The sequence below is a fragment of the Aureibaculum koreense genome (assembly GCF_034296135.1).
Taxonomy (GTDB): domain Bacteria; phylum Bacteroidota; class Bacteroidia; order Flavobacteriales; family Flavobacteriaceae; genus Aureibaculum.
Window position 1 is genome coordinate 1 of sequence record NZ_JAXKVV010000028.1, and the last position, 24,206, is coordinate 24,206.

Below are 24,206 nucleotides of genomic sequence, written 5' to 3' on the forward strand. Positions count from 1 at the left end.
CCCTAAAAAGGAAAAAGATGAAAATAAACAGGTTCAACAAGATTCTTTGCTAAAATCTCAAACTCAAAACCCCTATCAATATCGAAAAGAATATTTTGAAAAATTTAGTGCGTATTTGCTGACCAAAAAACATCCGGTTCAAAAATCAAGACATGATAAGGCTATATTATTCTCCCTTAAAAAGTTGGTCTATAACCGTTCTGAAGTATATGCGGTTATAGAAATCAATAACAGATCAGGAATTGATTTTGAAGTCGATTATATTAATTTTTACAGTGTGAATGCCAATAAAAGAAGAAAATCTTCCTTTCAGAAATTACAAATAAAACCTATATTTACTTATAATCTTCCTGAAGTATTCAAAAATGGAAAAACTAATAAGTTTGTTGTGGTAATGCCCAAATTTACCCTAGGGGATTCTGAAAAGCTATCCATTCAAATTAATGAGAAAAATGGGAATAGGGAGTTGAAGATGTAATTTGGTAAGAATAAGTATATTGGTCAAAAATTTAAAATTATGACCGAAAAAATTCTTCAGCATTATAACAATGAACTTATCTTTGAAAAAATAGCTTCCAAGAATTTTACATGGAAAATGAAGTTCATCAATGGTATTGTATTTACCCATTTATTGATTAGCTTTAGTATTGGCTTTGCAGTTTTGTTTAATTCCTGGGTTTGGTTACTGTTATCAATAATTTTCAGTATTGATTTGTTTTTATTTATACTTTTCAAATTAGGTTTGTTTGCAGTTGTCAATAGAAGAAAGAATATTGCTGTACAAGCGTACCTTAAGAAATTTTTTAAAAAAAATGAATCTGATTTACCCCGAGCTATATTGAAGTTTAGAAAGAAAGAGATGAAAATGCTTTTTAAAAATCAAGGATGGCGATTAGATTTTAATTTTGTACTCGGAGAATTACATCAGAAGTTAGATTCAATGCACAAAAAATTTATCTTATTTACTTTAAGCACAATTACGGCCGTAAGTGGAGCTTTTATTTTATTATCCAAAGCCTTTACAAATTCGGACGACTTTTTTGCCCATTTAACCACCGTAATAAATAATGGAATTGAGAAAATTCCAGAAGAACTGGTTCCAACTTATGTAATAACTACCATATCGTATTTATTTATTCATGTAATGATTACTGTAATTCCCTCAATGATTCTAAAAATTTGTTATGATTATCATTTTAGGGGTATCAAAGAATTAATAGAGTTGTTACAAATACTTGAAATTAAACGTAAAAGTAGGTAAACAAAGACACTATCCTAAAAAGTGTGTAAGTTAAAATAACTTGAGTCGGGTTTTATTCTTAAAATATTATATACTTTATTTTCTACGATAGATTAATCTTTTTAATTTAAAGTAGAAACTTAATCCGTGACCAAACTATACCTGGTTATTATAGATCATCGCAAATTGAAATCAATTGCCCTATCACACTATTTTCAAATGATTGTAGGCCGTGTCCCTGTATTCAATTTTCTTTCTAGAATTAGTTTTTAGTTTTGCTTTTAATTGGTTCATATCTTTGCTGATTTTCTTTTCAACTACCCTAGCATATCTCTGGGTTGTCGATAATTTTTTATGCCCCAATAACTTAGATACGGTTATGATAGGAACCCCGTTTAAAAGTGCTACTGTAGTTGCAAACGTATGACGTGCCACATGAAAGGTAAGGTTCTTGTCAATATTGCTGAGTTTAGCTATTTCTTTAAGATATTTATTGATTTTTTGGTCGCTATATACCCTTAGAAGCGAATAGCTGTTCCCAATACATGGATAATCCTTGTATTTTTCTAAAATTTCTTTGGCTTCGTCCAATAATGGCAACTTTACGGGAGTACTCGATTTCTGGCGTCTTACCATAATCCATTGCTCTCCATCTATTCCATTGACAATGCTCTGTTTTTTTAAGTTCTTTACTTCTATATAACATAGCCCCGTATAACAAGCGAAAACAAAAATATCCCTTACCAAATTCATGCTTTCATTGGATATTGGAACAACTGCGATTGCATCTAGCTCAAATTGTTCTAAAAAAGGACCATCAAATTCTTCATATTTCAATTCGTACAATGCGAACGGGTTTATTCTGATCCAACCATGTTTAAAGGCTATGTTCGTAAGCTTTTGCAAACGTTCGAGATGCTTCATGATTCCATTATTGTTCAATGGTTGGGATTGGCGTAGGGGAGGGCAGGTATGCAGGTAGCTTTCAAATTTCACAATAAATGAATAGTCCAATTGGCACAAATGGACATCATTCGATTTGAATTCTTTTTTAATAAAGCGGTCAATATATTTTTCGGTAGCACGGTAATTCTTAATGGTTCCCTGGGCTAATTTTTTTAGTTCCTTGTCCCTGTGATATTCTATAAGTTCTTTGCAGGTCAAAATAGCTTTATCCTTGCCCAAATACCGTTGCTTTACGGCATGTGCCGTAATAAACCTGCCTTCTTCTTTGAGTTGTTCGTAAGCTTTTTTAATTTTGGAATGTACATCATCAAGAACTTCATTGATGTGTTTTGCGTTTTTCACCCTTTTCTTTGCTCGACTTGCTAGAGTGCACCAATGCTCTTCTAAAACGGCTTCCTTCGTACTTACATCAACGGGAGTACTATCTATCCAAATCCGTGCATAGATGGGTGCGGTCCCATCTTTTTTGATTGAAGACTTTTTCAACCAAAAATGGACGTTAAATGTGTGTGTAGTTGTCATTACTTTCGTTTCTAATTAAAAAATCAGTTAAACGAAAGCCAAATCGCCACGAAAGTCAAATACGGGCCGTGAACTGTAAATTTAGGAATTTATTTCCAAAAAAATAGGACACGAAATAGGACACTAAGAGATATGCCCTCAAATGGAAACAAAAAAAGCCAGTAAAAATGTATTTTACTGGCCTTCATTTGTTTAGGTATTCAATGTTTTGTTTCAATACCCTATCTGTCGGGGTGGCAGGATTATACCCAAACCACACAATATTATAGTTATCAGTCTGTTACAGATTCTGAAACTTAACTGTTAGCCGATTTGTTGACGATATTATAAATGAACTTAAAGTAAAATGCTTTACTTTCTGATGGTGCAAATATATAATTTGTAATATTCCAAACCAATATAAAAAGTCATTTATTTTATGGCTTTTATTTGCTCTTCAAACTCTGTTTATTATATCCTGTTCATCTATTTCAATATAGGTCTTTTATGCGGTTAACTTCTATAGAAAAATTTGTGGTAGAGAGTATTCATACAATATTTCCGAAATATAAACGTCGCAAAATATTTTCGGAAAAGGGATGGCATAAAGCCATCTCTTCTTCCATCGCTTATTCCGTTTCCTTTCCGCTCCAAAATTTTGTCTTTCGTTTGGTCGATGCTCAAATATTGTTTAATACTATTTCTTTTGTTAATTTACTCAATAATTTGTATATTGCTATATGGCAAAACAAATAGACATAGTTATTCATGAAAGTGAGTCAGAGTTAAAGGCTTTACTTAATCAACAGACCAAGCTGTTGGAATATCAGAGGGCAAAAGCATTATTATTAATAAAACAAGGTAAAGTTAGCTACACTTACCAATTGGCAAAAAAGCTTAAGCGTGAACGTAAGACTATATATAATTGGCTAAAGCTATATGCCCAAGAAGGGATAGCCTCTTATTTAAAGATAAAAAGTCGCGGTTCTCGCAAAGAGCAAATTCCTAAAGAAGTTAAAGAAGCACTATCAGTAAAGTTATCGGATTCATCCACGAGCATAACAAGTTATGTAGAGCTTTTGGAATGGATTGAAAACCATTTTGGTTTGGTTTTAAATTACAAGACACTTTACAGTCATTGTCGAGCCCATTATAATAGTGTTCTAAAAGTAGCACGAAAATCCCATCATAAAAAAGATGACAAGGCTGTAGAGGCCTTTAAAAAACTACCGGATAGGCTACTTGAGGTTAGAACTATTCTAAATAAAGATAAGTATGATAGTATGAACCTTTACTTTCAAGATGAAAGCAGGTTTAGGTTGATGACCAAACAAAACTAGTAGGAAGATACCAGCATAGTTATAAATGGTTATGGCTTTAGGGCTGTTTCTCACCTATTACAGAAGATAGTTTCTATTGGAGACACCATGGTTCTCCAATACTATCTTTAAAGGGTTCCTTAACGATTTTAGTAAACAAAACCCTAGAGAACTTAAAATCATCATCATCGATAACGCAGGATTCCGTGCTTGTCAAAGCATTAGTGTCCTTGATAATATCAAACTTATATGAATTCCGCCTTACAGTCCTGAACTAAACCCTGCCGAGAAAGTTTGGCAATGGATGAAAGCTAAAGTGACAATGAAACTCTTTAAAGATATTACAATATTGCAAGATAAAATTACAGAGATGGTTAATCAGCTCAATCCTCGGTTAGTTAAATCTATTACTGGCTATGAATTATACTCTAAAACATTTTTTGAGTATTTTTAAATCAGAAATGGTATAACATAGGTTTAGATAATACAAAAGCAAAAGAGTTAGCAGATTCGTTAAATGATTTGTTGGCTAATTATTCAATTTTTTATCAAAACACAAGAGGCTTTCACTGGAATATTAAAGGCGATAAATTTTTTGAATTACACGTTAAATTTGAAGAGTTATATAATGATCTTTTTGTAAAGATAGATGATATTGCCGAAAGAATACTTACGTTAGGTTACCATCCAAATCATCAATACACTAGCTATTTAAAAAGTTCCGAAATTAAAGAAGCGACTAAGGTAAGCAATGGCAATGAGTGTGTAGCACAAATTTTAAATGCTTTTAAAACATTATTGATAAAACAGCGACATATTTTAGACTTATCTTCAGAAATTGATGATGAAGGCACTAATGCTCTAATGAGCGATTATATTAGAGAGCAAGAAAAATTGGTTTGGATGTATAGCTCTTTTTTACAGGAATAATTTTTTTAGGACACAAGAAATTGTACGTGTAAAATTTTTATCATTAGCCTATTAAACTGTTAATAAAACGCTACATCATTAATCTAAATTGTAGCTTTTAAAAGTATTTCTAAAATCAAATAGCAAAAACAATATAGGCTTAATTTTATCGCCAAGCTTGTCATTAAGTATTTTAAAAGCTCTTGTTATGTGCCCTTCGACAGTTTTAATAGAAATGTTTAAATATTCTGAAATTTCAATATGCGTAAGACCTTCTTTTTTACTTAAAATAAATATTTTTTTGCACTTATAAGGCAGTTGTTCAATTTCTTTATTGACGAGATTCATTAAAAAGTCAATATCAAGCTGTTTATCGTCTATAACCAGATCTAGTGCTTCTAAGTACTTCTTTTCTAAATAAAGCAGCTTCTTGTCTTTTCTAAATTCGTCAATAAATTCATTATACACAGAGCGGTAAAGATAATTTTTTAATGACGAAGAAAATTCAATCTTTTTTCTTTTTGTCCAAATCTTTACAATAACATTTTGGACGATATCTTCGGCTTGAACATTATCTTTTGTTAAAGAAAGTGCATAAGCACATAATTTATGATAATAAAGATCCATAAGCATGTCATATGCCTTGCCGTCTCCAGTTTTTAGACGTGCAATTAAAAAATGATCTTTATTTATATTCAATTTTTAAAAAGTTCTAATGGTTTTTAGTTTGCCAAATGTAAAAAAAATGAAAAGAAAATAAAAGAAAATAGAGGGGGTAATAAAATTTACACGTCTATATTGTAAACTAAGCATAAATGGGTAAGTCAAAAATAGAATTAATTATTATTAAATTTCTAAATAATGAAGCAGGATATGATGACCTTAAAATTTTAGATTTTTGGCTAGGGAATACTGAAAATTTACCTTTTTTTAATCGATTTGTAAAAACAAATCATATAACAAATTTATGTATGAGCGAATTTAATGTAGAAGAAGCAAGATTAAATATTAAAAGAAAGTTAAAAGAAAGAAAAAGAAAAACTTTCAAGAAAAACTTTTATAAAACAACAGCAGTAGCTGTACTTGCGTTCTTACTAAGTGTGCCATTTTGGTATAATACAACTACTAAAAATTTAGAATATAAAACTGTAGAAGAAAAGGCTATCGTTCCAGGTACTAACAAAGCTATTTTAACTTTAGAAGATGGCAAACAAATTACTATCGAAGAAGATAAAAACTTCGCCACTAATAAAGTTTATAGTGACGGTAAGGGGTTAGTGTATACGAAGAAACAAAATGATAAAATAACTGCTACAGTTGAATATAATTACATTACTGTGCCTAGAGGAGGCGAATTCTACGTTGAACTTTCAGATGGCACCCAAGTTTGGTTAAATTCAGCATCAAAATTAAAATATCCTGTTTCATTTGTTAAAGGGAAGACCAGAGTTGTCGAATTACTATATGGTGAGGCTTATTTTGATGTTTCTCCCAGCTCAAAAAACAATAATTCAAAGTTTAAAGTAACTTCTAATTTACAAGACATTGAAGTTTTAGGTACCAAATTCAATATTAATGCGTATCAAGATGAAGAATATATAATTACCACCTTGGTTGAAGGGAAAGTGTTAGTAAAGAATCTGGTAAACAATAATTTTTTAACTCCAAGGCAACAGGCTATAATGAATATTGATACAGGAACTATTGAAGTGCTTAATGATGTAAATATTTCAGAGGTAATAGCCTGGAAAAATGGCATATTTAGTTTTAAGAATATGGCATTAAAAGATATAATGAAAACCCTTTCAAGATGGTATGATGTGCATGTTATTTTTACTAATCCTGAAATTGAATCAGTTGAATTTACAGGAGTATTAGGTAAAGAACAATCTATTGAAGAAATTCTTTTAACTATTGCTAATCCTAATGATTTAATATATGAAATTAAAGATAAAACTATAATTTTTAAATAAAAAATAAGGAAACATGGTTCGAATTTTCAGACACAAACCATTGTTTCCCTTTCTAGGTATTAATTAAAATAAATATTAACTAACACTTTACAAATTTATGGAATTAAAATTTACTACGGTGCTTTTCTTGGCTAAGAGAAGAACGCTTATACTATTTATGAAAATATTTATATTCTTATTTTGCACAGCAGTCTTTAGTTTATCCTCTGGTAATGTTTTTTCGCAAAATGTTAAAATTAATATAGACTCAGATAAATTAGTGACAGCAGATGAAGTTTTTGAAATGATAAAAAAACAAACTGATTATCGTTTTGTGTACAAGTCAGATGCATTTAAGGCAAGCCCAAAGATTCAATTAAAAAAAGGCTTAATCAAAGCACACGACTTAATTATAAAGGTATTATCTCATGGTGATTATGCATATCAATTAACAAAAAACAGAACTATTCTTTTAACAAAGAAACCTGAAGTTGCTAATTCTTTACAAGATGAGGTTAAAGGTGTTGTAACAGATAATGAAGGGCTACCATTGCCTGGAGTAACTGTTATTGAAAAGGGTACAACAAATGGTGTTGCTTCAGACTTTAATGGTAATTATACTATTAAAGTTAGCAGTGCTGATGCAATTTTGGTTTTTTCTTATATTGGGTATACCACTCAAGAAGTTAAAGTAGAAAATCGTTCTGAAATAAACATTCAGCTTATTCAAAGTGCTAATCAACTTGATGAGGTAATAATAACAGGGTATCAAGAAATTAAAGCAAACGAAACTACTGCTGCGTATAAAAATGTCACTAACGAACAATTGGACCGAAAAACCAGAACTAATATTACAAATAAGTTAGAAGGTTTGGTTCCTGGGCTTGTTCTTACTCCAGATCCTACGGAAGAAGGTGCAAGAAAATTAAATATTAGAGGTTTGGCAACTGTAACAGGTAATGCTAATCCTCTTATAGTAGTAGATGGTTTTCCGTTGGTAGGTGATCTTTCTACCATTAACCCAAATGATGTAGAAACCATAACCGTATTAAAAGATGCCTCAGCAGCTTCTATATATGGATCTCAATCTGCAAATGGTGTTATTGTAATTACTACAAAAAAAGGAGCTTTAGGAGAGAAATTTAGAGTAGATTACACCAGCAGTTACGCTATAACACAAGCTCCAGATCTTTCATATAGCTTACAAAGAGCTACTACTGATGATATAATTGATCTGCATCAAGGCACATTTGTAGACGGTTCACCTTCTTTTCTAGATGCTACTTTTAATATTGATCGCGTTTATAACGCATTGAATAGGGCACAATTTGGCGTAATTACACAAGATGAAGCCAATAACATCATCAACGGATTACGTGGAACAGATAACTTATCACAACTACAGGACGAACTAGTTAAAGATGCCACAGAATTGCAGCAAAATGTTTCCATAAGTGGTGGGTCTGCTAAAAACACCTATAGAGCCTCTTTAAATTATGTAAATAATAAACCAAATACACCAACTCAAAATGCAGATAGAGTTATTTTTGATTTAAGAAATAGTTCGCAACTATCAGATAAAATAAAATTAGATATTTCTGGAAATTTTTCGCTTTTCAATTCTAAAGAAAATATTTTAGATAGAAATGTATTGTTGGGTTTACCAGCGTATAATCTTTTAAGAGATAGTAATGGCAACCCATTACCAGTAGAATTAGGCTCTCTTGGTGTATCTACTGGTGATATTCGAACAGGTGGTAAAAGCCCATCAGAAATACAGCGATTAATAGATTTAGGTTTATTAGACGAAACCTTTATACCACTATCAGATTTTAACGAACGATCGATTAGTAGTAAAAGTTTTAATATGAGACTTCAGGCTTTATTAAATATAGACATCTTAAAAAATTTAAAGGGTACTATTGGATTTCAATATGAAAATGGTAATTCAAAAAGTGATCGTTTTGCATCAGGTGATTCCCGAGAAATGAGAAATATAATCAACAATGCCGCAAGCAACTCATTTACTGGGAGTCCAGAAGATTATAACATCCCCTTAGGAGGAAGTTTAAGAGCTACCAGAGGCGATAGAGAATCATATACACTCAGAGGTCTATTAAATTTTAATAAGAATTTCTCTAATTCTGATCATATAATTAATAGCATCGCAGGTTTTGAATTAAGAAGCATTTCCTCTACAGGTAGCATTGTGACTCGATTTGGATACAACCCTGTTAGCTTACAATTCCAGTCTATTAACGAATTGGGATTGAGAGAGGGTATACCCACACAAGATTCTAATAGTAGTATCCTATTTTTTGATGTTAATGACCCAAATTTAGGTTTCAACAATTTTACTGAGCAAGTAAATCGCTTTGTTTCTGCTTATGGAAACGCTTCCTATACTTACAAGCGTAGATATACCGCTTCTGGAAGCATACGTGTCGACCAATCTAATCTATTCGGCACAAATCCTAAGTTTAGATATAAGCCTCTGTGGTCTGCTGGCTTAGCATGGAACGTATCAAACGAGCCTTTCTTTAATGTCGGTTTTATAGATAACCTAAACCTGCGTTATACCTATGGTGTAAATGGTAATATAGATAATTTGCAAGGTCCCTTTACAATTGCCCAAACTCAATTTGCATTTAGAACACAATCACAATCTAATCGCATCTTAAGTCCTGCTAATAATCAGCTTAGACGTGAAAGTACATATACATCAAATATTGGTTTAGACCTATCTGTTTTTAAAAACCGTTTAAACCTTACCTTAGATTATTACAACAGAAATAGTGAGGATTTACTTGCACCTGTACAGACAGATCCAACTAGTGGATTTCCAACTTTAGTTTTAAACCAATCTTCCATTGAAAATAAAGGTTTTGAAATAGGGTTAAATGCTAATATAATACAATCAGAAAATTTTCAATGGTCTTCAAATATCAACCTTAGAACAAATAAAAATTTGGTGAAGAGAGTCTTTATCGAAAATGATCTTCCTGCCTTTAGAGTTGCCGTACCTGCCATAGTTGAAGGGTTTCCTGCCAATAGCTTGTTTAGCTATCGATTTGGAGGGTTAGATGAAGAAGGTCGTGCTACCGCAATTAAGGAAGATGGTACGGTAATTACAGATTCTAGAGCAGCAGAAATTACTGATCTTGTGCATACAGGTACCGTAGACCCAACAGTTAGTGGTGGTATTACGAATAATATAAGATATAAAGGCTTCGAACTGTCATTTTTATTTGTCTATAATGGAGGGCATGTAATGATTAATGATACGTATGGCGGCATATATTCGGCAGTTCCTATTTCATACCATAGTGATGTAAATCGTAGATGGAGACAGCCTGGAGATGAAGCTACTACAAATATTCCTGCTGCAGCGTCAGCACCTCAGAATATTGAGAGATTGTTTACCCGTGCCGACATTAATGTATTAGAGGCAGACTATCTAAAATTAAGGGAGCTTATCTTTTCGTATAATTTTAATGAAAACGTATTGTCTAAAACGCCGTTTAAAGATTTAGGTATAAGATTTCAGGCAGATAATCTTTTTTATTGGGCTAAGAATGATGAAGGCATTGACCCAGAAGCACATGGTTTAGGAAGACGTTTTTTCTCTATTGAGCCAACATTTACATTTGGTATTAGAGCATCGTTTTAAATTAATATAATAACAGACGAAATAATGAAAAATATAACAAAATTTTTAGCATATACCTGTATCACAATTTTATTTTTTAGCTGTGATGATTATTTAGATGTGGAACCTACAGGCTTATTAATTCCTACTACAATAGAAGATTATGAGTTATTATTAAATAGCAATGAAATTGTCAGTTCAAATGATGAGAGGGTCATCTTTTATGCTGCAGACGATTTTTATGATATACAAAGCCCATTTTATCTTCTTTTACCAGAAGGTAGCAAACAACGTGCTTCTTATATTTGGGATGAGGTTATTTACAGTGAAGATCAAAACCCTACATTATGGGCTGTACCTTATAGAAATATATTCACATATAATTTGATAATTGATGAAATTGATGCTGCTGAGGGTAATAATGAAGATTTAAAAGCATCTATTAAAGCAGAAGCACTAACAGGTAGAGCATTAGAATATTTATTATTGGTAAATACATTCGCCAAACATTACGACAGTAATACGGCAACATCAGACTTGGGTGTTCCTATTATTACGATGCCTGATGTTAACTTACCTACGCCACGCAGATCTTCTGTCGAAGACGTTTATAATTTTATCATTGAGGACCTTACCCAAGCTATAGGTAACTTGCCTTCAGATAATACGAGTCGTTTTAGGGCAACCAAAGCAGCAGCTTATGGCTTACTTGCTCGTGCTTACCTTTTTCAAGGCAAATATACTGAGGCATTACAAAACGTAGAAAGTGCTTTGGATGAAAACAGCTTTTTGGGCAATTATACAAGTATTGTCACAGAAGACCCAAACTTCGATAATGCAGCTCAATTCCAGGCAAGAATAGCTCTAGAAGACGTATTTAATCAAGAACAGGTATACCACCGTAACTTTCAAGCATCAGGAGGTTTTAGCGGTTTAGGATACATAACTCCTGAAGTTGAGGCCTTATTTGAAGATGGTGATTTGAGAAGATTAGTAAGCCTAAACGATTTTGGAGGATTCTTCTCGGCACGACTTTGGCAGGCATTTCCTATGCTCTCTAATCATGCCATTTCGGTACCAGAAATGTATGTAATTAGAGCTGAATGTAATGCCAGGCTTGGCAATCTTCAAAGTGCGTTAGATGATATCAATTTGATTAGAAAAAATAGAATTTTGCCAGATTTTTATCAAGATATTATGTCATCTGATGCCGATGAAGTATTGCAAAAGGTATTAAATGAAAGAAGGATAGAATTATTGGCAACAGGTTTGAGATGGTTTGATCTAAAACGCCTTAATAAAGAGCCGCAGTTTGCAAAAACAATAACGCATACCTTAGATGGTGTAGATTACACATTAGAACCCAATTCTAATAATTATGTATTCCCTATTCCGTTACAGGTTATTGGGTTTAATCCAGATATGGAGCAAAATCCTAGAGATTAAAATAGTACTAACAGATAACACCTAAAATTTGGAAACTCTTCAGGTTTTAGGTGTTTTTAACAAAGCTTCAAATGAAAAGAATATATGTTTTAACATTCGTGATATTACTGTTTAATAGTGTTGCTTATGCTCAATCAGAGTGTGAAGTTAAGCTTCAATCAATCAACACCACATATAAAGGGGCATGTAAAAAGAAACTTGCTCATGGTAAAGGAGAAGCTAAAGGCGAAAAAGACACTTATATAGGCGACTTTAAAAAAGGATATCCGCACGGCGAAGGCACCTATACATGGGGAAATGGTAACATATATAAAGGAAGTTTTGCAAAAGGTAAAATGGATGGAAAAGGCGTGCTAACACTTGTTAAAGCCAACGGAGAAACAGAAATACAAGAAGGCTATTTTAAAAAAGGGAAATACCTAGGTAAATATAAAACACCCTATGTAGTAACAAATAATCAAGGAGTTAGAAAAGTTGATTTTCAAGAAGTTTTAAAGAAAACTACTAACGAAATAAAAATAACCATCTATGCGAATGGTAGAATTATTAATCCGCCATTAACAATTACCGATGCTAACAATTCGTTTATTGAAAATAGAAACGATGCTGTTGTACTTAAAAATGTAAATTTTCCAATAAAAAATATTGATGTCTCATTTACTTTTGAGTCTTTTTCTTATAGAGCCATTTTTGATATATACAAAGAAGGCTCTTGGCAGATAGCCATCTCATTATAAAATTTAAAGCTTATATGTCTTACAGATACTTCTATTTAGCTTTTACGCTAATATTCCTGTTTTTTTCTTGTCAACAATCTAAAAAGCAACAAGACACATTACCTCCAAACACTTTTAAAGTTTCTGGTAAAATAGAAAATTTAGATACAAAGGTGATGTTTTTTGACGGTAGAGATGCATCGGGTAACCGTGTTTGGGATACCATAAAGGTTGACCATGGTTTTTTTGAATATACAGGAAAAACCTTTGCACCAAGCCAGGTTAAAATCTGGCCAAGAATAGAACGTATTGAAAAAAGACCCAATAAAAGAAGTTCTATAGCCACACCTTCCAATAAATTTAAGTTTTTTGTATCTGATGGTGCTATTGTAAAATTTGATGGAAAAATTACCGATTTTGTTGAGGCGTATCCATCTGGTACAACAATTAATGAGGAGCTGGCTTCTTTAAATAAAGTGTTATATCCACTTCAAAATAAGCTTGCTAATTTCAAGGTTTTACGAGCAAAGTCTAATGAAGCAGAACAGAAACAACAACTTACAGATTCTATAGCTAATGTAGAAGCGATAATTTTAAATAACACTATTGATTTTATAAAACAAAATCCTACTTCTGAATTATCAGCCTTTTTAGTAAACGATTTAAATGCCAAATCCTTAATTTCTAAGGAAGAAATAGCAACCCTTTTTAAGGAACTCGATGGCGAAGCGTTAAAAACAAGTACTTTTTACCAATCGCTTAATACAAGAGTTATTGCCCTCAAATCTGTGGTTGTTGGTAATATGGCTCCTGCAGTAATCAGCACCGATTTAATAACAGGTAGTAAATTTAATTTAAACGACTTACGTGGTAAGATGGTGTTGCTAGATTTTTGGGGCACCTGGTGTGGACCTTGTGTTTCTGAAATGCCTAGACTAAAAAAATACCATGAGCAGTATAAAAATCAATTGGCCATTGTAGGCGTAAACCAAGGCGATCGATTAAAAAAAGTGCGAAAATTTGTGAACGATCATAATTATAACTGGCATCATATACCAGCGAAAGATTCACTAAAAAATTTAGTCGATGTTTTTAACGTTACCATATTTCCAACCAAAGTATTACTTGACGAAAAAGGAAAGATAATATACCATAAATCGGGTGTTGGAGATGATGCTTTTAAATTAATTGAACGTACTCTCAGCAATAAGTCAAATACGCATTAATACTTACGTAAAATGAAACCATTAAAAAATAAGACACTACACAAACTACCTATAATTGTACTGCTTACAATACTTACTGCATGTACAAAAGAAAGTAAAACCATAGCGATAGATGTCAAATTACCAAATTACAGTATTAAAGATTCTACAAATTTACTGTACTTAGTCAATAAGATTAGTTTAGACATTGTAGACTCTTTGAAGTTAGGCAGGGAAAATTACATTTTTCATATAGATAAAAAGCCTTATGAGGAAATATATTATGTGGGTGTGGGAAAAAACAAAACTCCCAGATCTTCTCTCGTAAGTTTTTTTGCTGGAGATAAGGATATGCAGATTGAGGTTGAAACAGAAAATAATGAAACTATAGCATCAACCATAAATGGGAAGGAGAAAGAACAAGTAACATACGAAGAATACTTAAAACGTATAAAAGTTATAGAAGATAAGGAAAAGGATTTGAATGTAAAGTGGGATCAGTTGGTTAAGGAAAATAAACAAAGAGATTCAATCTTAAGAGCACCTTTAGATTCAATTTATACAGAAATAACAAAAGAATATAAAGCGTTTTATGATGACTATATTGCCAATAATACAAATGCGACATCATTATACCTTTTAAATACTAAGCTTAGGTTTAAATATAATGCTGAAGAACTTACAAGTATGTTAACAAAATACCCAAGCGAGTACAGCTCAACTTTGGGATTTTTAAAATTAGAAGAGAAAATAGAGATACTTAACAATTTAAAAATTGGAGCCATTGCACCAGATTTTACAATACCTGACGTTAACGGCAACCCAGTCTCTCTTAGTTCTTTTAGAGGAAAATATACGCTTATAGACTTTTGGGCATCTTGGTGTGTACCTTGTAGAAAAGAGAATCCGCATGTGGTAGAAGCCTATAATTTATATAAAGATAAAGGCTTCGAAGTGTTAGGTGTATCGTATGACTTCCCTGGAAAAAGAGAAGCGTGGCTAGAAGCCATTGAGCATGATAAATTACCAGGGACACAAGTTTCAAATTTAATGGGTTGGAAAGATCCTACGGCAAAGTTATACAACATCAGAGGTATTCCAGCACCATTTTTGATAGATCCTGAAGGAAAAATAATTGCAAAATATGATGAGCTTAGAGGAGGCAATAACCTAATCAAAAAACTTTCAGAAATATTTGATACTAAAGTGGTTAAATAAAAAGGTATAAGTAAGTCTTACTTAGTATTTTTGACTATTGTTACTTTGCACTGGTGTACTATGCTTTATAGTCATGTACTAATTTTTTCAAATTGAAGCTATCTCTAGCAAAATATTCACCATTATTCACTTTTCCAAGAATTTGTGGACACCTTTTAAAGAATCGTTTCGCTGAACGTTTAAAAGCCTTAGGTTAATTATAATAAAAAAATAGGTATTACTTTGATAAATAGGTAACAAGGTTGTTTGAAAAATACTAATTTATATGGGGCATAGTAATTTTCCCAAACAATTGAACCAAACAATCTACTTGATTGTTTTCATAAATTAATGAATTTAACCCATTAGCAACACCACCTCTCATATTCCTTAAATTATAGATTTTTATGGTATCAATTGCAATGGGTTCATTTTTAGCGTTCCTTTTCAAATCAACCAAATCTAGTTTATGTTGTAACATTAATGATTTCAATAACTTATTTGAAGATTTATCACTATAAAATTAAACATAATTAACTTCTAATTCCACTCAATCTTTAGTTTTTTCTCCTTTAGGTTTGTCTTTGGAAAAAAAGATTGACTTGTTATTAGTGGGATTTTGGAAACCATATCCTGTTTCGATGATGTCATTAAGCGTCAGTTATTTAAGTTTAACAAATGAATTACTAAATTGTTCTTTCTTTAGAACTCTATATCCAAACTGTGCGTTTAAATTCCAAATCCAACATAATGATGTTATTAATACAATTGATTCGTTTTAACTATTGTAATCGGTATCCTTTATCTACACTTTTTTAGGCTTAATTACAATCTCATACGATTTACCTTTTTTAACGATTTTCTTGGCGACTTTCTTAATATCTTTTTTACTAATAGCATTAAGAATAGCTTCAAAATTTTTAGGATCGTCTAAATTATAACCGTCTCTGTAAAATGTCTTTAACAATGACATTTTATAAGCGTTATGTGTTTTGTTTTGTTGCCTGTCTTTTCTATAATTTGTCAATGCTTTGTCGAGATCTTCTTGTTGTATTTTGCCTTTGCAAATTTTAGAAGTTTCTGAATGTACAATAGCAATGAGTTTCTCAGCCAAATCTGGGTTACAATCAAAACTAACACTTAAATAGGCCCTACTTTCTGGCTCTTTAACTAAATACGAATTCACCCTAGGTGAATAGACGCCACCCTCCTGTTCTCTAAGCCTATCTAGCAATCGTAATTCTAAAATATCGCCTAATGCCCTTACCAGATAATTGTTAGTCACATTATACTTCATGTCTAATTTGTAAGTTAAATTGACATTAGTCTTGGGGTCTTCCATAGCGATAAATATATCCTTGTCTATCTTATCGGCATTCCATTGTATATGGTGGTCGGTAAACCTTTCAAAGTCGTTATTAGTGGGAATGCTCGCAATGTATTTTTTTAATAACGGTTCAATTGTTTCAGGTTTCACGTCCCCAACTATAAAGAATTCAAAATCTGCAGCGTTTTTAAACCTGTCTAGATAAACGGCTTTTGTTCTTTCGAAAGAAACCTTATCTAAATAAGATTTGTCATAAATTAGTTTTCTAGGATTGTTTTTTCCATAGAGCGTAGTTATGATACTGTCTCTTATTTTTGAATTTAAGTTTTTGCTATTGGCAGTAATAGAATTTTTAATATTCTTTTTTAGAACAGTAAATGCTTCTTTATCAAATCTTGGTTTTACAAAATCTAAATGTACTAATTGTAACAACGTTTCAACATCTTTTGCTGTAGAAGCACCTATAAGCTCTTCCCTTGTTTCTCTAATATTAAGTCTTGTAAAGGCTGTTTTACCTGTTAAAAGCTTCTTTAAATCGGACGCTTTATAGTTTCCAACTCCTGAATTTGATTTAAGACTATTTACCAATGTTGCTTGTGCAAAATCTTGATTATTTAGTAAAGACGTTCCTCCAGGGCTTATTGCTTCAAGAGAAACAGCGTTTTTCTGCTTATCGGCAAATTTATAATGCACTTTTATACCATTACTTAAATTATAAGTTGTAGCATTTAATGCTTTATTGTTTATGGTACTTGTTATGGTGCCCTCTTTTATGTCAACCCCTTCCAATAAAGTTTTTCCCTCAAATGAATCTTTATAAGGTTTTAGTGTATAGTCATTTTCAACGTTATTTAGTATTTCATTTACTTCGGCTTTAGTTAAATTATGATGTCCTTCTACGCCAGTAACATTAATAAATCTATTCTTTTTTGTATATAATTTTTTAATAGTCTTATGAACATCTTCTGGTGTAATATTAGATAGCAGTTGTTTTACGAGATCATATTGCTTAACGATGTCTATTATAGTAATATTATTTAAATAGTCATCTTTAATTTTATTAATAATAGTACCATGGGCGATTTCATCTTTTTTACTAACCAGTGTTTCATAGTAATTTAAAAGTAATTTAACAGATCGATCTATTTCTGCAGCGGTATATCCATATTTTACAGCTCTATTCAACTCAGTAACTACAGCCTTAAAAGCATCTTGTTGCTGGTTGGGTTTGGGTGAAATAGTTATACTCAACAGATTATTTACCCTTGAAAGTTGTGTATAATTAATACTGGCCGACAAAAAGGGCGCATCTGGCTTTTCTGCTTCATCGGCAATTCTTGTAGTAACTAAAGAGGTGGCCATATACTCAAGAAGCTCATCGCGTAAACTATTTACTGTTTGCGTCTCTAACGATTTTTTATGTCGAATACCTAGCTCTATACGTGAGGTTGAAATTTCAGTATCCATACCTAAGCTGTACAAAAGTTCGTCATTTTCGGGTATTTCTACTACAAATCGTTCTCTGGGATTTTTAACAGCGGGTATTTTAGAAAATAGGCTCTTTATTTTAGCTTCAATAGCATCTACATTAATATCTCCTATTATAGCTATTGCCTGTAAATCAGTACGATACCAGTCGTGATAAAAATCACGCAATGCCTGATATTTAAAATTTTCCACGATACGCATTAAGCCTATAGGTAGTCTATCGGCATATTTAGAATGATTGAAGGTTACAGGTAGTGAGGTTTTAAATAAACGCATATTACCATTTTGCCTAGAGCGCCATTCTTCTTTAATAACGCCACGTTCTGCATCAATTTCTTCATCTGTAAGCAATAAATAGTTACACCAATCGTGCAGTACCAAAAGTCCTTTATCTATTAAAATTGGTGTTGTTGGCACATTATTTATGTTATAAACAGTCTCATCAAATGAGGTATAGGCATTGATATCCCTTCCAAAAATCAGCCCTTGTTTTTGAAACGTGTTAAGTATACCCTTGCCTTTAAAGTTTTGTGTACCATTAAATGCCATGTGCTCTAAAAAATGGGCCAGACCTTGTTGGTTATCATTTTCTAATATAGAACCCACGTTTTGAATAATATAAAAACTGGCAGCTTTTTCTACAATATCTGTGCTTTTTATATAATAGGTAAGTCCGTTAGGTAAGACTCCTTTTTTAATACTCTTGTCTATTGGAAGTGCTGCTTCCAAGTTTATTTTTTGTGCATTTAATTGTAGAAATGATAAGGTTATAAAAACCAGTGTAATACTATTTTTCATTTTTTATAATACGTTTAAAATTAAAAAAACAGCACCAATAATGTGCAGGTGCTGTTTTTACCAAACTAATTCAAATAATTTAACTAAAAAACCAATTTATGAAATTGTAATTTTATGTTAGGACGGTTTAACATTGCTACACCCTTTGTAATAAATGTTAAAATTTTGACAACATATTTTTAGAGAGAATGTTATATATCTTGTTATACTTATTGAAGATTAAATCTTTCTTTTTAACTGTTGTAATTCGGTTCTGGCTACAGAACGAATATCATATTGATCTACTTTTGTAGCTTTAAGATATATGCCATTAGATATTAAAATTCAACAGATGAAATTCTTAATCTTACCATAAGATTTTACTTAGTTTCTCAATAAACATCCAGCATATTTATTACATGTTGTAAGACACTAATTTCTTCATTAAACTCATATTGACTTTTAGTGTTTAACCGAAAATGAGATGAAACTTATTCAGATAAGGCACTTTTTTAGGAAATAGAAAAAGTCAAGATAAGTTCATTATGTATTTAACATACAGTCTAAATAAAATCATGCTTTCTATTTTTTTAACAATTTAAGTTAGGGGTAAGCAAAAAATTCTTCGTCATAGATATTAGAAACAGAAAGGTGTAAGGCTATTGCTCATTATTTTAAGTAATAGCCCTTTTAATAAAAATAAAAATTTAACAATGAAAAAAATATCGATTTTACTTTTTCTTTTACTTATAGGGTTCACTTCTAATGCACAAATACATGAACCTGTATCATGGGAAACCTCTGTCGAAAAGGTATCAGATAATCAATTTGAATTAATAAGTCGGGCTATTATAGATAGAGGGTGGCATTTATATTCTCAAAATGTTCCAGAAAATGGACCAATACCAACAACATTTACGTATGATAGTGAAGGTGGAAAGATAGAACTTATTAACGGTACTATTGAAGAAGATGGGCATACAATTAATGATCCTGTTTTCGATATGAAAATCAAATTTTTTGAAAGCAATGCTATTTTTAAACAGAAGATAAAAGTACCTAAGGGCATTACAAGTGTTTCTGGTATTGTTGAGTTTATGGTATGTGATGATGCTAGATGCTTGCCACCTACAGAAGTGGACTTAGTATTTCATATTCCTGATAACGCTTCGATCTCTACAGCAACATCAAACTCAATAATAACCAAAGAAAAAACAAGTGCCTCACAATTAAAACCAGAAGCATCAAAGACTAATTCTATAACTATTTCAAATGCACAAAAAACAAAAAGAAAAAAAAGTTTATTAGGTACTTTTCTTATAGCTTTTTTGTTTGGTTTTACAGCGTTATTAACCCCTTGTGTGTTCCCGATGATACCCATGACAGTGAGTTTTTTTACAAAGCAAAGTAAAAACAAAGCACAAGGCATACGAAATGCTATAATTTATGGCATATCTATAGTTGTAATTTATGTGCTTCTTGGAACCATAGTTACTGCTATTTTTGGTGCAAGTGCTCTTAATGCCTTATCTACCAATGTTTGGTTTAATATTATCTTCTTTTTGCTATTAGTAATCTTTGCAGCATCTTTTTTAGGTGCTTTTGAGTTAACCTTACCGAGTTCATGGGGTACAAAAGTGGATGCTCAAGCAGACAGAGGAGGCCTTATAGGTATCTTCTTTATGGCATTGGCATTAGCCATAGTATCTTTTTCATGTACTGGTCCTATTGTTGGAACCATTTTGGTTGAATCTGCAACTGGTGGTAGTATGATTGGACCAATTATTGGTATGTTAGGTTTTTCTTTAGCTATAGCTCTGCCTTTTGCACTATTTGCAGCGTTCCCTGGGTGGATGAATTCGTTGCCAAAATCTGGAGGTTGGTTAAATACAGTTAAGGTAGTTCTAGGTTTTTTAGAATTGGCGTTTGCTTTTAAGTTTTTATCAAATGCTGATTTAGTATTACAACTACATTGGCTAGAACGTGAGGTATTTTTAGCTATTTGGATCGCTATTTTTGGAACATTAGCATTATATCTTTTTGGGAAGATTCAATTACCACATGATTCTCCCTTAACACACATATCTGTAGGTAGATTAAGTTTAGCATTAATATCGTTAACATTCACACTTTACATGCTACCTGGATTATGGGGTGCTCCCTTAAATTTAATAAGTGCTTTCCCGCCCCCTCAACATTATAGTGAGTCTCCATATGGTGTTGGTTTTGCAAAAAGCGGTGGTGCTATTGCAACTAATCACGATCAACTGCCTGAAGGAGCTCATTTAATGGCTCCACATAATATTTTGGCTTTTAATGATTATGATAAAGGTTTAGCTTATGCAAAGAAAGTTGGAAAGCCGGTAATGATAGATTTTACTGGGCATGCGTGCGTGAATTGTAGAAAAATGGAACAAAATGTTTGGGTAAAACCTAAGGTACTAGACATTTTGAAAAATAAAGTTGTGTTGATTTCACTTTATGTGGATGATAAGCGAAAACTAAATGAAAATGAAATTGTTGATTCAAAACTAAAGCCAGGAAAAAAATTAAAGTATATCGGGCAAAAATGGAGTGAATTGCAAACTATTAAATACAAAGCAAATTCACAACCCTTTTATGTATTAATGGATCATGATGAAAAAAACTTAAACGATCCTGTAGCATATACGCCCGATGTAGATGAATATTTAGCATGGTTAAATAATGGATTATCAAATTTTAAATAATAATTATAAATATAAAATAATGAGAAAAATAGTATTTATTATAATTGCTATACTGGCGATACAATCCTGCAAAAAAAATGAAATAAAAGATTATGTAACAATATCTGGAAAAATTACTGATAAAAACTCAGACTCACTAGTTGTTTTAGCAAGAAACTATTCTAAAAAAATTAAAGTAAATACAGATGGAACTTTTCATGATACCCTAAAAGTAAAAGATGATAATAACTTTGTTATATATGATGGTAAGGAACAAAGTTCTATTTTTTTAAAAAATGGCTATGATTTAAACATAACCCTTGACACCAAACAATTTGATGAAACTATTAAATACAATGGTGTAGGTTCTCAGCCAAACAACTATTTGGCAGAAAAAACAATACAACAAGAGCAGTTTTTAGCTAAAAATAATGATATCTATTCGCTTGACAAAAATACGTTTGATACTAAAATAAATACATTCTTAAGCGATTTAGAAACAAAGCTTAAATCGGCTAAAAATTTAGACTCCTTATTTATTGCACAACAAACCAATGTTTTAAATTCTACTAAAAAACGATTTTATAATACTTATAACGAGAAGCAATACCTGTTAAACGAACTAGGCAATGGTAAAACTTCGCCCGAGTTCGTAAACTTTGAAAATAATGCAGGAGGCTTCACCTCATTAAGTGATTTAAAGGGAAAATATGTTTACATAGACGTATGGGCTACTTGGTGTGCACCTTGTAAAAAAGAAATCCCATTTTTGAAAGAATTAGAAAAATCCTATCACGATAAAAATATCGAATTTGTTAGTATATCTGTAGATCAAGAAAAAGATCATGATAAATGGAAACAAATGATTGTTGATCAAGAATTGGGAGGAATTCAATTATTTGCTAACAAAAGCTGGAATTCCAGTTTTATAAAAGACTATAGAATTAATGGCATTCCGAGGTTTATTTTAATTGACTCTGAAGGAAATATCGTGTCTTCAGAAGCTCCAAGACCATCTTTAAAAAAAGACATACAAGAATTATTTAGGGGGTTAAATATATAGTTCATGTTATGTCATGTTATGCTTCTTAAAAAATAAGATTCCATCTTAAAGCAGTTAATAAACTAAGATTTTAGATAAATAACTGAGTTTTTGAAAGAAAAAAGTCATTTTAAATATTTACAGGATGGCTTCTTTATTCAGAGAATTGTTAAAATTCACAAAACAGAATGTTAAATTTTAAAAGAAAGAATAAGTTCTCGAATTTAGAAGAATACTTTCAAGAGTTTAGAAAATATATCATAGGTAATGATGTCGTTTTTGAATCTAGTTACGGCAATCAAAAATTATTATATGCAGATTGGGTAGCTAGCGGGCGTCTTTACAAGCCTATTGAAGATACCATACAGCATATTATTGGCCCAATGGTAGCCAATACACATTCATTTTCTAGTGAAACAGGTAAAGCATCTACATATGCTTATAAACATGCAAGACAAATCATAAAAAAGCATGTAAATGCTGATGAAAATGACATTTTAGTAACAGCAGGAACAGGTATGACAGGTGTTTTAGCCCGTTTGCAACAAATAATGGGATTACGATGGCCTGACAGTATAAGAAATAATGTGCAACTTGCTGAAAATGAAAAACCTGTAGTCTTTATATCACATATGGAACATCACTCAAACCATGTTCCATGGATGGAAACAATAGCCGATGTTGTTATTTTAGAACCAGATGAGCATAATATGGTTTGTCCACATAAACTAACACAAGCTATCCAAAAGTATAAAGATCGTTCTTTAAAAATAGGCTCATTTACAGCATGTTCGAATGTGACAGGAATTATTACTCCTTATCATAAATTAGCAAAAATTATGCATCAGTACAGAGGGTTTTGTTTTATAGATTTTGCAGCTTCTGCTCCCTATGAAAAAATTGACATGCACCCTACAGATCCTGAAGAACGTTTAGACGCAATATTTTTTTCACCACATAAATTTTTGGGCGGGCCAGGTACTTGTGGTATATTGGTTTTTAATAAAGATTTGTACAATACAAAAAGTCCTATTGTACCTGGCGGAGGAAATGTTAAATGGACAAATCCATGGGGAGAATATCAATACTTTGATGATATTGAGACTAAAGAAGATGGAGGAACACCTGGTTTTTTACAAGTGATGAAAACCGCCATGGTTATTCGCTTAAAAGAAAAAATGGATGAAACGAATATACAAAAACGAGAAGAGCAATTACTTACGATTTTGTTTAAAAAATTAAAGGAGATTGAAGGACTTTATATCTTAGGAGATTTAAAAACAAGAAGAATTGGCTGTGTATCTTTTGGTATTGAAAATATACATTATAACCTTATTGTCAGACTCTTAAATGATAGATTTGGTATACAAGTGCGAGGGGGCTGGTCTTGCGCCAGTACTTATAGTCATCATCTTTTTAAGATAAAGCCGCAATATTCTAAAGAAATCATGACGGGTATTAACAATAAGGATTTATCTCATAAACCTGGTTGGGTACGTTTATCGATACACCCAACTACAACTGAAGCAGAATTAAGTTTTATTTGTTATGCTATAGATAAAATCGTTGAGAATATAAATGAATGGAAAAATGACTATGTATATTGTGCAAGTACAAATGAGTTTGAAAACCTTAAAAAAGACGATTCAGAAATGGTAGAATTAACTAAGAAATGGTTTGAGGTTTAAAATTAGAAATTTCTGTGGTTAAATGGCGAGTTTAAGTTTTCAGAAAACAAATACACAAGAGTTACTAATAAATAAC

18 protein-coding genes are annotated in these 24,206 nt (G+C 31.8%); 14 read left to right on the top strand and 4 right to left on the bottom strand.

All coding sequences use genetic code 11. The features are described from left to right. Together UMM65_RS15990 and UMM65_RS15995 are read left to right on the top strand one after the other, a co-directional pair. Positions 1-478, top strand: a 478-nt coding sequence (locus UMM65_RS15990; protein WP_321977974.1) for a DUF4138 domain-containing protein, incomplete at its 5' end; no start/stop codon positions are given. A 39-nt stretch (positions 479-517) separates the two neighbouring features. Beyond that, complete coding sequence (locus UMM65_RS15995; protein ID WP_321977975.1) at positions 518-1,261, top strand: hypothetical protein; 744 nt, start codon at positions 518-520, stop codon at positions 1,259-1,261. Between the two features lie 183 nt (positions 1,262-1,444). Here the strand turns inward: UMM65_RS15995 and UMM65_RS16000 are convergent, their stop codons facing one another. Next, positions 1,445-2,728, bottom strand: a complete 1,284-nt coding sequence (locus UMM65_RS16000) for a site-specific integrase (protein ID WP_321977976.1) — start codon at positions 2,726-2,728, stop codon at positions 1,445-1,447. 719 nt (positions 2,729-3,447) lie between these two features. Here UMM65_RS16000 and UMM65_RS16005 point away from each other — a divergent pair. From UMM65_RS16005 to UMM65_RS16010, 3 genes are all read left to right on the top strand, one after another. Continuing rightward, the gene (locus tag UMM65_RS16005) at positions 3,448-4,047 is read left to right on the top strand and encodes a helix-turn-helix domain-containing protein (protein WP_321977978.1); all 600 of its coding nucleotides are present in this window, start codon (positions 3,448-3,450) and stop codon (positions 4,045-4,047) included. Positions 4,048-4,279: 232 nt separating this feature from the next. Then, the gene (locus UMM65_RS17670; RefSeq protein WP_415859568.1) at positions 4,280-4,480 is read left to right on the top strand and encodes a transposase; all 201 of its coding nucleotides are present in this window, start codon (positions 4,280-4,282) and stop codon (positions 4,478-4,480) included. A 17-nt stretch (positions 4,481-4,497) separates the two neighbouring features. After that, complete coding sequence (locus UMM65_RS16010) at positions 4,498-4,956, top strand: Dps family protein (protein ID WP_321978037.1); 459 nt, start codon at positions 4,498-4,500, stop codon at positions 4,954-4,956. A gap of 78 nt (positions 4,957-5,034) precedes the next feature. Here the strand turns inward: UMM65_RS16010 and UMM65_RS16015 are convergent, their stop codons facing one another. Continuing rightward, positions 5,035-5,634, bottom strand: a complete 600-nt coding sequence (locus UMM65_RS16015) for an RNA polymerase sigma factor (protein WP_321977980.1) — start codon at positions 5,632-5,634, stop codon at positions 5,035-5,037. 116 nt (positions 5,635-5,750) lie between these two features. Here UMM65_RS16015 and UMM65_RS16020 point away from each other — a divergent pair, with 116 nt between their 5' ends. The 6 genes from UMM65_RS16020 to UMM65_RS16045 all read left to right on the top strand — a co-directional run bounded on the left by UMM65_RS16020 (position 5,751) and on the right by UMM65_RS16045 (position 15,121). Further along, entirely contained in the window at positions 5,751-6,908 is a 1,158-nt protein-coding gene (locus UMM65_RS16020; protein WP_321977982.1) for a FecR family protein, read from the top strand. 97 nt (positions 6,909-7,005) lie between these two features. Next, positions 7,006-10,557 carry a SusC/RagA family TonB-linked outer membrane protein gene (locus UMM65_RS16025; RefSeq protein ID WP_321977984.1) on the top strand — a complete coding sequence of 1,184 codons (3,552 nt, stop codon included), beginning with the start codon at positions 7,006-7,008 and terminating at the stop codon, positions 10,555-10,557. Positions 10,558-10,581: 24 nt separating this feature from the next. Next, positions 10,582-11,982: a RagB/SusD family nutrient uptake outer membrane protein gene (locus tag UMM65_RS16030; RefSeq protein ID WP_321977986.1), complete on the top strand. Its 1,401-nt coding sequence runs from the start codon at positions 10,582-10,584 to the stop codon at positions 11,980-11,982. 71 nt (positions 11,983-12,053) lie between these two features. After that, positions 12,054-12,719, top strand: coding sequence for an MORN repeat-containing protein (locus UMM65_RS16035; RefSeq protein WP_321977988.1), 666 nt, complete (start codon positions 12,054-12,056; stop codon positions 12,717-12,719). Between the two features lie 14 nt (positions 12,720-12,733). Beyond that, complete coding sequence (locus UMM65_RS16040) at positions 12,734-13,924, top strand: TlpA family protein disulfide reductase (protein WP_321977990.1); 1,191 nt, start codon at positions 12,734-12,736, stop codon at positions 13,922-13,924. A 12-nt stretch (positions 13,925-13,936) separates the two neighbouring features. Beyond that, a complete protein-coding gene (locus UMM65_RS16045) occupies positions 13,937-15,121 on the top strand; it encodes a peroxiredoxin family protein (RefSeq protein ID WP_321977992.1) in 1,185 nt (394 codons plus the stop codon). Between the two features lie 256 nt (positions 15,122-15,377). Here UMM65_RS16045 and UMM65_RS16050 read toward each other — a convergent pair whose 3' ends face one another. Both UMM65_RS16050 and UMM65_RS16055 read right to left on the bottom strand, forming a co-directional pair. Beyond that, positions 15,378-15,581, bottom strand: a complete 204-nt coding sequence (locus tag UMM65_RS16050; RefSeq protein WP_321977993.1) for a hypothetical protein — start codon at positions 15,579-15,581, stop codon at positions 15,378-15,380. Positions 15,582-15,905: 324 nt separating this feature from the next. Continuing rightward, positions 15,906-18,713, bottom strand: coding sequence for a M16 family metallopeptidase (locus UMM65_RS16055; RefSeq protein ID WP_321977995.1), 2,808 nt, complete (start codon positions 18,711-18,713; stop codon positions 15,906-15,908). A 692-nt stretch (positions 18,714-19,405) separates the two neighbouring features. Here UMM65_RS16055 and UMM65_RS16060 point away from each other — a divergent pair. The 3 genes from UMM65_RS16060 to UMM65_RS16070 all read left to right on the top strand — a co-directional run bounded on the left by UMM65_RS16060 (position 19,406) and on the right by UMM65_RS16070 (position 24,130). Continuing rightward, a complete protein-coding gene (locus UMM65_RS16060) occupies positions 19,406-21,421 on the top strand; it encodes a protein-disulfide reductase DsbD family protein (RefSeq protein WP_321977997.1) in 2,016 nt (671 codons plus the stop codon). Positions 21,422-21,440: 19 nt separating this feature from the next. Further along, on the top strand, positions 21,441-22,463 hold the full coding sequence (locus tag UMM65_RS16065) for a TlpA family protein disulfide reductase (protein ID WP_321977999.1): 1,023 nt from the start codon (positions 21,441-21,443) through the stop codon (positions 22,461-22,463). 167 nt (positions 22,464-22,630) lie between these two features. After that, a complete protein-coding gene (locus UMM65_RS16070) occupies positions 22,631-24,130 on the top strand; it encodes an aminotransferase class V-fold PLP-dependent enzyme (protein ID WP_321978001.1) in 1,500 nt (499 codons plus the stop codon). Positions 24,131-24,206: the final 76 nt, after the last annotated feature.

What these genes read in the sequence shown, in the direction of transcription:
- UMM65_RS15995 (WP_321977975.1), top strand. Translation starts at nt 518, where the DNA reads ATGACCGAAAAAATTCTTCAGCATTATAACAATGAACTTATCTTTGAA.
- UMM65_RS16000 (WP_321977976.1), bottom strand. Translation starts at nt 2,728, where the DNA reads ATGACAACTACACACACATTTAACGTCCATTTTTGGTTGAAAAAGTCT.
- UMM65_RS16005 (WP_321977978.1), top strand. Translation starts at nt 3,448, where the DNA reads ATGGCAAAACAAATAGACATAGTTATTCATGAAAGTGAGTCAGAGTTA.
- UMM65_RS16020 (WP_321977982.1), top strand. Translation starts at nt 5,751, where the DNA reads ATGGGTAAGTCAAAAATAGAATTAATTATTATTAAATTTCTAAATAAT.
- UMM65_RS16025 (WP_321977984.1), top strand. Translation starts at nt 7,006, where the DNA reads ATGGAATTAAAATTTACTACGGTGCTTTTCTTGGCTAAGAGAAGAACG.
- UMM65_RS16030 (WP_321977986.1), top strand. Translation starts at nt 10,582, where the DNA reads ATGAAAAATATAACAAAATTTTTAGCATATACCTGTATCACAATTTTA.
- UMM65_RS16035 (WP_321977988.1), top strand. Translation starts at nt 12,054, where the DNA reads ATGAAAAGAATATATGTTTTAACATTCGTGATATTACTGTTTAATAGT.
- UMM65_RS16040 (WP_321977990.1), top strand. Translation starts at nt 12,734, where the DNA reads ATGTCTTACAGATACTTCTATTTAGCTTTTACGCTAATATTCCTGTTT.
- UMM65_RS16045 (WP_321977992.1), top strand. Translation starts at nt 13,937, where the DNA reads ATGAAACCATTAAAAAATAAGACACTACACAAACTACCTATAATTGTA.
- UMM65_RS16050 (WP_321977993.1), bottom strand. Translation starts at nt 15,581, where the DNA reads ATGTTACAACATAAACTAGATTTGGTTGATTTGAAAAGGAACGCTAAA.
- UMM65_RS16055 (WP_321977995.1), bottom strand. Translation starts at nt 18,713, where the DNA reads ATGAAAAATAGTATTACACTGGTTTTTATAACCTTATCATTTCTACAA.
- UMM65_RS16060 (WP_321977997.1), top strand. Translation starts at nt 19,406, where the DNA reads ATGAAAAAAATATCGATTTTACTTTTTCTTTTACTTATAGGGTTCACT.
- UMM65_RS16065 (WP_321977999.1), top strand. Translation starts at nt 21,441, where the DNA reads ATGAGAAAAATAGTATTTATTATAATTGCTATACTGGCGATACAATCC.
- UMM65_RS16070 (WP_321978001.1), top strand. Translation starts at nt 22,631, where the DNA reads ATGTTAAATTTTAAAAGAAAGAATAAGTTCTCGAATTTAGAAGAATAC.